General features: G+C 61.3%; 11 protein-coding genes. 6 read left to right on the forward strand and 5 right to left on the reverse strand.

What is annotated here, in order from left to right:
- Positions 1 to 84: 84 nt before the first annotated feature.
- The 5 genes from CD04_RS0115280 to CD04_RS0115300 all read left to right on the forward strand — a co-directional run bounded on the left by CD04_RS0115280 (position 85) and on the right by CD04_RS0115300 (position 6,927).
- Positions 85 to 2,577 carry a PAS domain S-box protein gene (locus tag CD04_RS0115280; protein ID WP_051849329.1) on the forward strand — a complete coding sequence of 831 codons (2,493 nt, stop codon included), beginning with the start codon at positions 85 to 87 and terminating at the stop codon, positions 2,575 to 2,577.
- 79 nt (positions 2,578 to 2,656) lie between these two features.
- Positions 2,657 to 3,271, forward strand: coding sequence for a response regulator transcription factor (locus CD04_RS0115285; RefSeq protein ID WP_031408306.1), 615 nt, complete (start codon positions 2,657 to 2,659; stop codon positions 3,269 to 3,271).
- Between the two features lie 61 nt (positions 3,272 to 3,332).
- Positions 3,333 to 4,181 (forward strand): bifunctional methylenetetrahydrofolate dehydrogenase/methenyltetrahydrofolate cyclohydrolase FolD, encoded by an 849-nt coding sequence (gene folD, locus CD04_RS0115290; protein WP_031408307.1) that lies wholly within the window; start codon positions 3,333 to 3,335, stop codon positions 4,179 to 4,181.
- Between the two features lie 9 nt (positions 4,182 to 4,190).
- The gene (locus tag CD04_RS0115295; RefSeq protein WP_031408309.1) at positions 4,191 to 6,257 is read left to right on the forward strand and encodes a M3 family metallopeptidase; all 2,067 of its coding nucleotides are present in this window, start codon (positions 4,191 to 4,193) and stop codon (positions 6,255 to 6,257) included.
- A gap of 31 nt (positions 6,258 to 6,288) precedes the next feature.
- On the forward strand, positions 6,289 to 6,927 hold the full coding sequence (locus CD04_RS0115300) for a glutaredoxin family protein (protein ID WP_038168448.1): 639 nt from the start codon (positions 6,289 to 6,291) through the stop codon (positions 6,925 to 6,927).
- Positions 6,928 to 6,943: 16 nt separating this feature from the next.
- Here the strand turns inward: CD04_RS0115300 and rpiA are convergent, their stop codons facing one another.
- Complete coding sequence (gene rpiA / locus CD04_RS0115305) at positions 6,944 to 7,606, reverse strand: ribose-5-phosphate isomerase RpiA (RefSeq protein WP_031408313.1); 663 nt, start codon at positions 7,604 to 7,606, stop codon at positions 6,944 to 6,946.
- 88 nt (positions 7,607 to 7,694) lie between these two features.
- Between rpiA and CD04_RS0115310 the strand changes: the two genes are divergently transcribed.
- Positions 7,695 to 8,723, forward strand: a complete 1,029-nt coding sequence (locus CD04_RS0115310; protein ID WP_031408315.1) for a quinone-dependent dihydroorotate dehydrogenase — start codon at positions 7,695 to 7,697, stop codon at positions 8,721 to 8,723.
- A 302-nt stretch (positions 8,724 to 9,025) separates the two neighbouring features.
- Here the strand turns inward: CD04_RS0115310 and CD04_RS0115315 are convergent, their stop codons facing one another.
- The 4 genes from CD04_RS0115315 to purF all read right to left on the reverse strand — a co-directional run bounded on the left by CD04_RS0115315 (position 9,026) and on the right by purF (position 13,619).
- Complete coding sequence (locus CD04_RS0115315) at positions 9,026 to 9,286, reverse strand: hypothetical protein (protein ID WP_031408317.1); 261 nt, start codon at positions 9,284 to 9,286, stop codon at positions 9,026 to 9,028.
- Between the two features lie 161 nt (positions 9,287 to 9,447).
- A complete protein-coding gene (gltX, locus tag CD04_RS0115320; RefSeq protein ID WP_031408319.1) occupies positions 9,448 to 10,854 on the reverse strand; it encodes a glutamate--tRNA ligase in 1,407 nt (468 codons plus the stop codon).
- 30 nt (positions 10,855 to 10,884) lie between these two features.
- The gene (locus CD04_RS0115325; RefSeq protein WP_051849331.1) at positions 10,885 to 12,117 is read right to left on the reverse strand and encodes an O-succinylhomoserine sulfhydrylase; all 1,233 of its coding nucleotides are present in this window, start codon (positions 12,115 to 12,117) and stop codon (positions 10,885 to 10,887) included.
- Positions 12,114 to 13,619 (reverse strand): amidophosphoribosyltransferase, encoded by a 1,506-nt coding sequence (purF, locus tag CD04_RS0115330; RefSeq protein ID WP_031408323.1) that lies wholly within the window; start codon positions 13,617 to 13,619, stop codon positions 12,114 to 12,116. The genes CD04_RS0115325 and purF overlap by 4 nt, the downstream gene beginning before the upstream one ends.
- Positions 13,620 to 13,623: the final 4 nt, after the last annotated feature.

Genomic DNA, 13,623 nt, shown 5'->3' on the forward strand with positions numbered 1-13,623 from the left:
GGGCAAATCGTTGAAGTTACATAGACTGCGGGCGTGAACACACGTCGCCTTCTTTCCTTTCCGTCGCATCTGAACACTGCGCTCATGCGGTGGCGCCTTCGTGGCCAGTCGTTGCTGCGCACGCGCGGTGCAGACCGCCTGCTTCTCTTCGGGCCGCTGCTGTCGCTTGTCCTTTTCCTTGGCGCCGCCGCTGCGTTGGTGCGCTACACCCAGCAAACCGAACTGCAGCGTGAGCGCGACACACTCCAGCGCGACAGCGAATGGGCGCAACAGCGCATGGGGCTGGAAATGGCACTGATGCAGGAACAACTCCAGTCCATGGTCAACGCGCTGGAATCGTCGCCGCGCCAGCCTACCCGTTTCGAGTTCCTGGCTCACAGCTTCATTCACCAGCATGCAAGCGTCTTGATGGTGTATGCCACGGACGCAAAGGCCACCGTGAGGCAAGTCGCCGTCAGCCCTTCGCTCCCACATGACCTCAAACTGCTGCGATCTGGCGAACCTCTTGCGCTGGCTTTTTCCGAGAGTGCCTATGCGCAAGCGCAGGGCAGCCTGCATACCGCCTACACACTGCCTTACGCGTTACCCCGGGTTGGCTGGGTGGTCGAATCGGTCACGCCCGTACTCCAAAACCAGCAATTTGCCGGCACGGTCAGCGCGGTCTTTTCGGTGGATGGAATGCTTCGAGGCGCCGTGGCTCAGGAGCTAAGTACGCGCTATGCCGTAGCCCTCGTCAACAGCCAGCGGGACGTGCTGGCAAGCACGTCCTCAGCAAATACCGGCACCAAGCCACTGCAGTACCTGGTGGCCTTGCACCCGTTTGAACGTGGCCTGTTCATGCGCGTGAGCAGCTACCACACGGCGCCCGGCTGGGCGCAGCGAAGCCTGTACTGGGCCGTGTTCATGCTCTCGGCATTGATGCTGTGGATGCTTTGGGGAACTTGGCGCCAAATGCGTCAGCGCCTGCAAACCCAGGAAAGCCTGACACGTGAGACAGCCTTTCGAAGAGCGATGGAAAACTCCCTCTCCACTGGCATGCAGGCCATCGACCTGAAAGGGCGCATCAGCTACGTGAACGTTGCATTTTGCAAAATGACCGGCTTCTCCGAAGGGGAACTCGTCGGCCGAGCTCCGCCCCACCCTTACTGGCCGCCGAGGCGCTCGGCCGAGATGGCATTGGCGTTGCAGCAGACCATTGACGGCCTTGCGCCACCTTCGGGCTTTGCACTCAAGCTGCGCCGCAAGGATGGAAGCGAATTCGACGCTCGCATTTACGTGTCTGCGCTGATCGACGCGCGCGAGCGCCAGACTGGCTGGATCACGTCTGTCACCGACATCACCGAACCCACTCGCATCCGCCAGGAGCTGGCCGCCTCGCACGAGCGATTCGTCGCGGTATTGGAAGGCCTTGATGCAGCCGTGTCGGTGCTGGCCATCGACCGTGTCGAGCAGCTCTTCGCCAACAAGCTGTACCGCCAGTGGTTCGGAGCCTCGGCGCATGGACACCATCTCCTCAGCGGCCAGGATCCACCCGCATTCGCCGCGCAAGACAACCATGACGAGGTCGACGCCTTCGCTGGCCTGCCAGCCGGCGAGTTCATCAATCCACAAGCGCAGGCTCACGAAATCCACGTGCCCGCACTTGACCGCTGGTTCGACGTGCGCCAACGCTACATCCAATGGGTCGATGGCCGCGTCGTGCAGATGCTCATCGCCACCGACGTCACGGCGCGCCACCAAGCCGAAGAAGTTGCGCGCACACAGGAGGAAAAGGCGCAGATCACCAGCCGACTGATCGCCATGGGCGAAATGGCCTCGTCGCTGGCGCACGAACTCAACCAACCGCTGACGGCAATCAACAACTACTGCAGCGGAATGATTGCGCGCCTGAAGAATCAGTCGCTTCCGCCGCAAGATCTCAAGGCCACGCTGGAAAAGACGGCTCGCCAGGCACAACGCGCCGCCGCCGTCATCCGGCGCGTACGCGATTTCGTGAAAAAAAGCGAGCCGCACCGTGTACTGTGCCGCGTACAGGACATCGTGCACAACACGCTGGAACTGGCCGAGATCGAATTGCGGCGGCGCAACGTCCGTCTCTTCACGCATATTGCCGCGGGTATCCCGCCGCTCCAAGCCGACCCGATTCTGATCGAACAAGTTCTGCTCAACCTGCTGCGCAACGCCGCGGAGTCGGTGGACAAGGCCGAACGCACAGGCGTGGCCCGCAGCATCGAACTTGCCATTTCTGCTGACGCGCAGCAAGCCACGTTCATCGTGCGGGACAATGGCACCGGCGTGCCTGAAGACGTTATGAGTCACCTGTTTGAGGCGTTCTACACGACCAAGGCGGAGGGCCTTGGCATTGGGCTCAATATCTGCCGTTCCATCATCGAGTTCCACCAAGGCCGATTGTGGGCCGAGAACCAATACAATCACGACGTTTTGACAGGCTGCGTATTCGGATTCACGCTGCCGCTTGAACCGGTGCCGCGTATACCCGCAGGTGAGGGGCATGAAATGAGGCGCCAAGGATCTGAGTCAGGCAACAGCTGGACCGGGCCCGCCGGCGAAAAGTGACAAGCGATACGCAAGGCACCATGCACCGGGTGACAGCCACTAACACCATTGATCCTTCTGCACTTCAACACACGAGCCCATGAAACCTGCAAGCAAAGGGACGGTTTACGTCATTGACGACGATGAGGCAGTGCGCGACTCATTGCAATGGCTGCTCGAAGGCAACGACTACCGGGTGCGTTGTTTCGACTCTGCTGAGACCTTTCTGACGCGGTTTGACCCGCGCGAGGTCGCCTGCCTGATCGTCGACGTGCGCATGCCCGGCATGAGCGGCCTGGAGTTGCAGGACCGGCTGATCCAGCGCGGCGTAAACATGCCGCTGGCCTTTATTACCGGCCATGGAGACGTTCCCATGGCTGTGGCGACGATGAAAAAAGGCGCGATCGACTTCATCGAAAAGCCGTTCAACGAAAACCAGCTCCGCGACCTTGTCGACCGCATGCTCCAAAAGGCGCGTGTCGACCTCGAGGAACATGCCCAGAGCGCAAGCCGCGAAGCCCTGCTGGCGAAGCTGACCAGCCGGGAATCACAAGTTCTTGAGCGTATCGTGGCCGGGCGCCTGAACAAGCAGATCGCCGATGACCTCAACATCAGCATCAAGACCGTGGAAGCGCATCGCGCCAACATCATGGAGAAGCTCGGCGCCAATACCGTGGCCGATCTCCTGAAGATTGCCCTGGGCGCCAGCAAGTAGATCCGCCCGCGTCCTGCATCGCTTGGCGTTGCGGCGTCCTGTTCCCTAGGATACGAATTTCATGACCGCTCGACGCATTGATGGCAAGACCCTGTCCGCTCAAGTTCGCACCGAAGTGGCCGCACGCGCCGCTGCGCTGACTGCATCTGGGCGCCAGCCCGCATTGGCGGTCATTTTGGTGGGCGGCGATCCGGCGAGCCAAGTCTACGTTCGCAACAAGATTGCCGCCTGCAAGCAGGCCGGCATCCGATCCATCCATGAGACGTACGGCGCCGAACTGCGCGAAGGCGAACTTCTGGCGCGCATTCACGCGCTGAATCAGGACGATGGAGTGCACGGCATTCTCGTGCAACTTCCCCTGCCCCCGCATATCAATGCGCAACGTGTGATCGAGGCGATCTCGCCTCGAAAGGACGTCGATGGTTTTCACGTGGCCAACGCCGGCGCCCTGATGGTGGGCCAACCGGGCTTCCGACCCTGCACGCCGTTGGGCTGCATGCGCATGCTTGAGCATGTCGGAATGAGCAATCTTCGCGGCAAGCATGCTGTGGTCGTGGGTCGCTCCAACATCGTCGGCAAACCCATGGCGCTTATGCTGCTAGGAGCCGACGCCACAGTCACGATCGCCCACAGCGGTACGCCGGATCTGGCCGCCACCTGCCGGCAAGCCGACGTGTTGGTGGCGGCCGCGGGCAAGCCGCGGATGATTACAGGCAGCATGATCAAGCCGGGTGCCGTCGTCATTGACGTCGGCATCAACCGACTTCCGGACGGGACCCTGTGTGGAGACGTCGACTTCGCCTCGGCTGAAGGCGTGGCCGATTGGATCACGCCGGTGCCGGGTGGCGTGGGGCCGATGACCATCGCCATGCTGCTCGCCAACACCGTTCAAGCCTGTGAACAGTACTGAATACGCACCATGACGGCGAATCCTCATCCCCGAGACAATCCTCTCCTCGACTTCTCCGGGCTGCCTGCCTATGCCGAGGTGCGTCCCGAGCATGTCAAGGCAGCCATCACTGAACTCATCGCGCAGGCACGTGCTGCCCTGAAGCAAGTCACTGACCCTTCGACGCCCCCCACATGGGAAGCTGTCGTCGACCCGCTGAACCTGGGTACCGAACTCCTCAGCCGCGCCTGGAGCGTCGTGGGCCATCTCAATGCTGTTGCCGACACGCCCGAGCTGCGCGACGCCTTCAATGCCATGCTGCCCGAGGTCACCCAGTTCTGGACTGAACTGGGAGCCGACGAGCGGCTTTACGCCCAATACAAGCGATTGCGCGCTAGCGCGGCTTTTGCCGAACTTGGCGCGACGCGTCAACGCATCATCGAGCACGCATTGCGTGATTTCCGTTTGGGCGGAGCCGAGCTCCAGGGCGATGCCCGTGCGCGCTACGTACGCATCCAGGAACGTAGTGCCGAACTCGCGCAGACCTTCTCCGAACATCTCCTGGATTCCACCACCGCGTTCACGTTGTCAGCGGGCGAAGATGAGATCGCTGGCGTTCCAGATGACGTCCTGCACACCGCGCGCGACGAAGCAGCCAAGGCCGGCAAGAATGGCTATGTGTTCACGCTACACCAGCCAAGCTACTTTCCGGTGATGCAATATGCGCGTGACCGCGGCCTTCGTGAGCACATGTACCGCGCCTACGTAACCCGGGCGAGTGATCTGGGCGACCCCTTGCTCGATAACTCTCAGGTGATGGCCGAATTGCTCGCACTGCGGCACGAGGAGGCGCGGCTGCTGGGTTACACCACGTACGCCGAGCTTTCGCTTGAGCCCAAAATGGCGGACAGCCCTCCCCAAGTCGAGGGCTTCCTCCTTGATCTGGCACGCCGGGCGCGCCCCTATGCACAGCAAGACTTGGCGGATTTGCGTGCTTTCGCCGCGGAGCATCTGGACCTGCCCGGGTTGGCGCCATGGGACATCGCATATGCGTCCGAGCGCTTGCGTGAAGCCCGCTACGCCTACTCCGAACAGGAGGTCAAGCAGTACTTCACGGAACCGCAGGTGCTGACCGGGCTGTTCGAATTGGTGCAGACGCTATTTGGCGTGCGCATTCACGAAGACACCACTGGGCACGGCACGACGTGGCACCCCGAAGTTCAACTCTGGCGCGTGGAAACACCACAAGGCGGCTTGGTCGGGCAGTTCTACACGGATCTGCATGCACGACCGGGCAAACGCTCAGGTGCTTGGATGGATGATGCCCGGGCCCGCTGGCTACGCCCTGGCGGGCAACTTCAGTCACCTGTTGCGTTGCTGACATGCAACTTCGCCGCTGGCGTCGGTGGCAATCCAGCCTTGCTTACGCACGACGACGTGCAGACCCTGTTCCACGAGTTCGGACATGGACTGCACCACCTCCTGACCCAGGTGGACGATATTGCCGCCTCCGGCATTTCTGGGGTCGAATGGGATGCGGTGGAATTGCCCAGTCAGTTCATGGAAAATTTTTGCTGGGAATGGGATGTCCTGCACAAGCTCACTTGCCACATTGACAGCGGCGCGCCATTGCCGCGCGCGCTCTACAACCGCATGCTGGCCGCGCGCAACTTTCAGGCGGGGCTTCAGACCCTTCGCCAGGTTGAGTTCTCGCTGTTTGACCTGAGACTGCACCATGGCCTTTCAAGCTTTACGCCACAGGCCGTGGCAGACATTGCCGACGCCTTACGGCAAGAGGTATCGGTCGTGTTTCCGCCGGACTTCTACCGTTTCCAGCATAGTTTTTCGCATATCTTCGCCGGCGGCTATGCAGCGGGCTACTACAGCTACAAATGGGCCGAAGTCCTCTCGGCCGATGCCTATGCACAATTCGAGGAGCAAGGCGTGCTCGACGCCGGCATCGGTGCGCGCTTTCGCGACGAGATCCTCGCCCGCGGAAGCAGTCGCCCAGCGCTCGAGTCCTTCCGCGCGTTTCGCGGGCGCGATCCCAACATTGATGCCCTGCTGCGCCACCAAGGCATGATCGCATCGGCCTGACCCCAACCCGACCCCTGGAGACTCGCTGCCCATGCATCCACGCACCATTCCTCTCGCCACGGTTTTGGCCTTGCTGCTGGCGCCTTCAGCCTGGGCGGTGTACAAGGTGATCGGCCCGGACGGGCACGTGACGTTTACCGACATTCCACCGAGCCGCGCTGGAGAACAGGTCCAGCGCATCGGCATCCCCGCTCCGACACAACGCGGTCAGGGCGCAAGCGTCATTCCCACGGAACTTGCGCCCGTCGTGCGCCAATACCCGGTTGTGATCTACACGACACCCCAATGCCCCGCCTGTGACGACGGCGTCAAGTTCTTGCGCGCGCGAGGCGTGCCCTACACCGACAAGACCATCACCACCCCAGCCGATGTCACGGCATACAAGCGTGTGAGCCATGGCTCCGAAACACTGCCGCTTCTGACCGTGGCCGGTGTGCAATTGCGCGTGGGCTTCGACCCTGGAGCCTGGAGCCAAGCGCTCACGACCGCCGGCTATCCGCAGCGATCCATCCTGCCCGACGACTACACGTTCGCCGCACCCGAGCCACTGGCGCCGACCCCTGGTGCATCGCGCGCGGGCGCCAACAAGGCAGACAACGCAGACGCACTGCCTGCATCACCGGTTCAGCCTCCGCCGAACCCCAAAGCTCCACCCGGCTTCCAATTCTGACCTGTAGCGGGCGCCATTAGCGGAATGAGCGCTCCTCGACACCGCCGGCCGTGCCTACCAGCGCCAAGTCGGCACCACGGCGTGCGAACAGGCCCACGGTCACGACACCTGGGATCTGGTTGATTGTGTTCTCGACTTGGCGCGGCTCGGTGATGGCCAAGCCGTGCACATCGACAATGACGTTTCCGTTGTCGGTAACGTAGCCCTCACGAAGCTTGGGCTCGCCGCCCAGCGCCCGCAATCGTCTCACCACGAGTTCCCGCGCCATCGGCACCACCTCGACCGGGAGCGGGAACTTGCCCAGCACCGGGACCAGCTTGCTGGCATCGACAATGCACACGAACTGTGCAGCCACTTCGGCGATGATCTTCTCGCGTGTGAGCGCTCCGCCACCGCCCTTGATCATCGCGCCGTTTGCGTCGATCTCATCCGCGCCATCCACGTACACCGGGAGGTCATCCACCGCATTCAAATCCAGCACAGGGATACCGTAGGCCTTGAGGCGCTCTGTACTGCGCTCGGAGCTTGACACCGCGCCGCGCACCCGGTCTTTGAGCGTAGCCAAGGCGTCGATAAAAAAATTGACCGTCGATCCAGTCCCCACGCCGATGATTGCGCCATTTGGCACGTGGCGTAGCGCGGCTCGCGCCACGGCTTGTTTGAGTTCGTCCTGTGTCATGTTCTTGATTGTGAAAAGGGTGGCCGTATTATCGCCGCTCGCCTCGCCATGCACGGTGATCCGAAGACATCCTCCCGCCTCCGTCCACATGCTCCTGCCCTACGCGTTGGTCCGTCCGCTGCTGTTTCTCCTCGACCCCGAGGTGGCCCATACGTTGACGCTGCGCAGCCTGCGTCTGCTGCATGAGTCGGGGTTAGCACTGCTGTACGCACATGCGCGCGTGCACGACCCCGTGCATCTGCTTGGCATGCGATTCCCCAATCGCGTGGGTCTAGCCGCTGGACTGGATAAAAACGGCGAAGCCATCGATGCATTGGCGACCCTTGGTTTCGGTTTCGTTGAGGTCGGAACCGTTACACCTCGACCGCAGCCCGGAAACCCCAAGCCGCGCATGTTCCGGATACCCGAAGCGCAGGCACTGATCAATCGCATGGGTTTCAACAACGCGGGATTGCAGTCCTTTCTGAACCATGTCCGGCACAGCCGGCGAGAGGTCCCACTCGGCCTGAACATTGGCAAAAATGCAGCCACGCCGATTGAGGACGCTCTAGCCGATTACGTGGCCTGCCTGCGCGGCGTCTACGCCCATGCCGATTACGTGACGATCAACGTTTCCTCCCCCAATACCCGAGGCTTGCGACAATTGCAGACCGATGAGGCGCTGGAGGGTTTGCTTGACGGCTTGGCGGACGAACGTGAAAAACTCGCACAATTACACGGCAAGCACGTTCCGCTGCTCGTGAAAGTGGCGCCTGACTTGCAGCCCGAGCAAATCACCGCCTTGGCCGATGCGCTAATGCGCCATGGAATCGACGGCGTGATTGCCACCAATACGACCACCGCGCGCGAAGCTGTCGCCGGTCTTCCGCACGCGGATGAAGCCGGGGGCCTCAGCGGAGCACCATTACGTGCGCAATCCTCGCGCGTGATCACGCAACTGCGCACGCGCCTTGGCCCGACCTATCCGATTATCGGTGTGGGAGGCATCATGAAACCATCGGACGCCGTCGAAAAGATTGAGGCCGGCGCCAATCTTGTGCAAATCTACACGGGGCTGATCTACCATGGGCCAAAGCTCGTTGAAGGCTGCGCCAACGCGCTGGCCAAGCTAGCCTAAGCCCACCTGCTTGCGCAGCCGTTCAGTGGGTACAGTCCCAAGGCCATAGTCCCACGGTGCATCGAAAAACGGGGGTATCCGAACCGGCGCCGTCCGGGTTAGGGTAATGTTGGCCCCTTGCGTACACGCCATGAATGCGCACCGACGGCTGCCTTTGCCAGGCAACCGCCATGAGCCATTCCGTCTTGGCATGATCGCTGTGGCCACCCGGCAGGCAAGCGATGCCTGCCTTGGCAGGGTCCAGGGACAGCTTCAACAGGCTGCCCCCTTCACCAGCCCCAATCGGGGCCAAAAACCAAAGCTTATTTCTGTTTGAGCCGCGTCTTATTGGCGGTAATGTGCTCGTAGATTTCGCGGGAGCGCTGGGACAGTGGCCGACCGAAACCTTCGCGCCAAGGTGAGGAGACCTTGACTTGGGGGCGCTTGCGAAATGTCGAAGCCACTTCGGCAGCGTTTTCCATCATGAGATCCCAGGGATTGGCTTCCTTGGATGCCTGTGGCTTGTTGGCCAGAACATCGGTATCGGAGTCCACGGTTTTGCGCGTAGTAGTCGTTTTCGCCACGGCTCGCCCTCTAACGGAACTTGGGTCATCGAAACAATGATTAGCGGGTTCAAGTCGAACCGACCCGCTTGATCAACACATGTAATTGTAACCCAAAACGTCGCGAAGGCACAACATCAAGCGCGCTTAAGCGACCTATTTGTCCTAGACTCCGTTCGCCCTCAAGCGACGCTTGCCAGCCTATGCATCACGGTGTCGCGCGAGAATAGGGCCAGGACCGCGTCCAGGGAAGGCGTATGCAACCGCCCTGTGACGAGCAGGCGCAAAGGCATGGCTACCTGCGGCATCTTGAGTTGGTGAGTGCCAAGAATCTGTTTCATCGCTGCTGCGATGGCTGGCGCCTCCCAGACAGGCAAAGCCTGCAGTACCGAGCGCAGATCCAAAATTGCGGCGCGTGCAGCAGGGGTGAGATGCTGCAACAACAAGTCGGCGTCCGGCTCGGGTTCAGCATAAAACATGCCGCAGAGTTGTGCGACGTCCAAGAGCGTGTGCGCACGCTCGCGCAACAACGTCGCCGCGGCTGCCAGGTCAACCCCCTGCTCACGCAGTCCCAGGCGTTGCAGGAAGGGGCGCACCTGTTGGGCCAGATCCGCCGGTGCCAGGGCGCGCAGGTAATGGGCGTTCACCCATTTAAGCTTCTCGCCGTCGAACTGCGCGGCAGAACGACCCAGGTGCTCGAGATCGAACCACTGCACGAATTGTTCGCGCGTGAAGATTTCCGCATCACCGTGCGACCAGCCCAAGCGGGCAAGGTAATTCACCATTGCATCGGCGAGATACCCTTCATCACGGTACTGCAGCACACTCCTGGCACCGTTACGCTTCGACAACTTGTCGCCCTGCTCGTTGAGCACGGTCGGCAGATGCGCGTAAACAGGGGGCTCATGACCGAGCGCACGAAAGATATGGATTTGCCGCGGGGTGTTGTTGACATGGTCGTCTCCACGAATCACATGCGAAATGCGCATGTCAATGTCGTCGACCACAACACAGAAGTTGTAGGTTGGTGTGCCATCGGGACGCGCGATGACCAAGTCGTCGAGTTCATCGTTCGCGAAGTCAACGCGACCCTTGACTTTGTCATCCCAACCCACACTGCCCTGCGCAGGCGTGCGAAACCGCAGCACAGGCTGCACGCCTGCGGGCACCTCCGGCAATGCCTTGCCCGGCTCTGGCCGCCACGTACCGTCGTAGCGTGGCTTGAGTCCCCCGGCCATCTGCCGCTCGCGCAACGCGTCGAGCTCCGAGGTGCTCATGTAGCAGGGGTAGGCATGGCCGCCTTCCACGAGTTGATCCAGCACTGCGCGGTAGCGCTCCATGCGCTGCATCTGGTAATACGGGCCTTCGTCGTAATGCAGTCCCATCCAGTCCATGCTGTCAATGATGACCTTGACCGCCTCTTGCGTGGAGCGCTCCGTGTCGGTATCTTCGACACGCAGGATAAAAGTTCCACCATGATGCCGGGCAAAAGCCCACGGATAGAGAGCCGAACGGATATTGCCCAAGTGGATAAAACCCGTGGGGCTGGGCGCGAAACGGGTGCGAATGGGTGCAATGGTTGCGCTCATGCTGACATGGATTCGGAGTGTGGAAAAGGCTCAACGCAAGGTGCCGAGCCCGCGCGCAAGGTCAGCTTGGATATCGTCCGGGTGCTCAAGGCCGACGGCGATGCGGATCAGCCCCTGGCTGATGCCCGCCGCTTGGCGCTGCTGTTCGCTCAGACGACCATGCGAAGTACTGGCCGGGTGGGTGATCGTGGTTTTCGTGTCGCCCAAATTGGCCGTAATCGAACACAGCCGGGTCTGGTCGATGACATGAAAGGCACGCTCACGTGCCTGCTCGGGCGTGGCCGCTTGCACATCGAAAGACAGCACGGCACCGCCGTGCCCGGATTGCTGCGCCATGGCCAACGCGTGCTGGGGATGTGAAATCAAGCCGGGGTAATGCACCTTTCGTACGGCTGGCTGCGCCTGCAACCATTGCGCCAGGAGCAGGGCGCGCCTGCTATGTTCGTGCATGCGCAAGGAAAGCGTTTCCATACCCTTGAGCACCACCCAGGCATTGAAAGGCGACAGGCTGATGCCGGCACTGCGCTGTGCGGGCAGCAGCTTGCCCTCAATGAGATCGCGCGTCCCGCACACAGCTCCGGCAATGACTCGGCCTTGGCCGTCCAGGTATTTCGTTCCCGAATGGACAACAAGGTCGGCGCCGAACATCACCGGCCGTTGCAGCGCTGGTGAGCAAAAGCAGTTATCCACCGCGAGCAAGGCGTCCGCGCCATGCGCGAGATCGGCCAACGCGCGGATATCGCACACCTCGGTGAGCGGGTTGGTGGGTGTCTCCGCAAACAACAACTTGGTCACACCGGGACGGATTGCGCCCTTCCAGGCGTCCAGATCAGTCTGTGGCACGAAACTGCTGGCCACCCCGAATTTTCCGAATTCGCCGGCGATGAGCTTAATGGTTGCGCCAAACACCGACTGGGAACACACGATATGGTCGCCGGCTTTGAGCAAACCGAACAACAGCAGCAGGATGGCACCCATGCCACTCGCCGTGCCGATCGCATCCTCAGTGCCTTCGAGAGCAGCCAACCGGCGCTCCATGCTGTCCACAGTTGGATTGGAAAAGCGCGAGTAGATGTAGCCCTCTTCCTCTCCCGCAAAACGGGATGCGGCCGCTTGTGCGCTTGGCTGAACAAAACTGCTGGTTAGGAACAACGCCTCACTGTGCTCGCCGTACGCCGTGCGCTCGACGGCTTCTCGCACGGCCAAGGTATCGGGATGCCAATGCGGCGCTCCGGTGCAAGCGCGTGGCTCATCGGCATTCACGACTGTGGCTCCTCTTGTTCGGCACTTTGCAGGTTCAACCGGCTACTTGGGACCTCACCGGGAGCTGCAGCGAGCCCCGCTCTGAGCGCGGCGTCGACATCCCCGGTGATGTAAACGCCGTCAAAGCAGGATGCCTCGAATGTGGTGATGTCCTCTCGCACACGGCGCACGGCACGCTTCATGGCTTCAAGGTCCTGGTAGATCAGCGCATCGGCGCCAATGATGCTCCGCACCTGCTCAATGTCGCGCCCGTGCGCAACCAATTCGCCGCCGGTAGGCATGTCGATGCCATAGACATTCGGATACCGCACGGGAGGCGCTGCCGACGCCAAATACACCTTGCGTGCACCGGCCTCACGCGCCATTTGCACAATTTCACGCGAGGTCGTACCGCGCACGATCGAATCATCCACCAACAGGACGTTGCGGCCGGCAAATTCCTGGGAAATGGCATTGAGCTTCTGCCGCACGGATTTTTTGCGCACGGCCTGCCCCGGCATGATGAAGGTGCGCCCGACATAGCGGTTCTTGACGAAGCCCTCGCGGTAGGGTCGCCCGAGCTTCCACGCCAACTGCATGGCCGAAGGCCGGCTGGATTCGGGGACCGGGATCACCACGTCGATTTCGCTGGGCGGCATCGTGGAGATGACCCGTTGAGCAAGGGTCTCGCCCATGTTTAGCCGCGCTTGGTAAACAGAGATGCCATCAAGCACCGAGTCGGGCCTGGCAAGGTAGACGAACTCGAAGATGCATGGGTTTAACGTGGGATGCTCCGCGCATTGCTCACCGTGCATACGCCCCTGAAGGTCCACAAACAGGGCCTCACCCGGTGCAATGTCGCGCACCAACTTGAATCCGTTGCCTTCCAGCGCTACGGACTCGCTCGCCACCATGATGTCGCCGTCAGCCTCGTTTATGCCGAGGCATAGGGGGCGGATGCCATACGGGTCGCGAAAAGCCAAAAGTCCGTGCCCGGCAATGAGCGCGACGACGGCATACGAGCCGCGAACGCGCCGGTGCACTGCCCGCACGGCTCGAAACAGGTCGGCTGCCTTCAGTGGCAAACCATCTGAGGCAAGATCCAACTCACGTGCGAGCACATTGAGCAGAACCTCCGAATCCGAGCCGGTATTAATGTGCCTGTGGTCCCGGGTGGTCAACTCATCGCGCAGCACTTCCGTGTTGGTCAGGTTCCCGTTGTGCGCAAGCGCCAGGCCAAACGGTGCGTTGACGTAAAAGGGCTGAGCCTCTTCTTCGCTGTCAGCGCTGCCTGCGGTCGGGTAGCGCACCTGACCCAGTCCGTAATTCCCAGGCAATCCGCGCATATTGCGTGTGCGGAACACGTCTCGCACCATGCCGCGGGCCTTTTGCATATACAACTTGCCACCGTGCCCGGTGATGATGCCCGCCGCGTCCTGTCCGCGATGCTGCAGTAACAACAGAGCGTCGTAAATCAGCTGATTAACCGGCTGTTTGGAAACGATGCCAACAACTCCACACATGATG

This window comes from Thiomonas sp. FB-Cd, assembly GCF_000733775.1.
Taxonomy (GTDB): Bacteria; Pseudomonadota; Gammaproteobacteria; order Burkholderiales; family Burkholderiaceae_C; genus Thiomonas_A.

Bases quoted from the DNA above. Each gene is read 5' to 3' on its own strand.
- CD04_RS0115295 (WP_031408309.1), top strand. From the start codon at position 4,191: ATGACGGCGAATCCTCATCCCCGAGACAATCCTCTCCTCGACTTCTCC.
- rpiA (WP_031408313.1), bottom strand. From the start codon at position 7,606: ATGACACAGGACGAACTCAAACAAGCCGTGGCGCGAGCCGCGCTACGC.
- CD04_RS0115310 (WP_031408315.1), top strand. From the start codon at position 7,695: ATGCTCCTGCCCTACGCGTTGGTCCGTCCGCTGCTGTTTCTCCTCGAC.
- folD (WP_031408307.1), top strand. From the start codon at position 3,333: ATGACCGCTCGACGCATTGATGGCAAGACCCTGTCCGCTCAAGTTCGC.
- CD04_RS0115280 (WP_051849329.1), top strand. From the start codon at position 85: ATGCGGTGGCGCCTTCGTGGCCAGTCGTTGCTGCGCACGCGCGGTGCA.
- CD04_RS0115285 (WP_031408306.1), top strand. From the start codon at position 2,657: ATGAAACCTGCAAGCAAAGGGACGGTTTACGTCATTGACGACGATGAG.
- purF (WP_031408323.1), bottom strand. From the start codon at position 13,619: ATGTGTGGAGTTGTTGGCATCGTTTCCAAACAGCCGGTTAATCAGCTG.
- gltX (WP_031408319.1), bottom strand. From the start codon at position 10,854: ATGAGCGCAACCATTGCACCCATTCGCACCCGTTTCGCGCCCAGCCCC.
- CD04_RS0115300 (WP_038168448.1), top strand. From the start codon at position 6,289: ATGCATCCACGCACCATTCCTCTCGCCACGGTTTTGGCCTTGCTGCTG.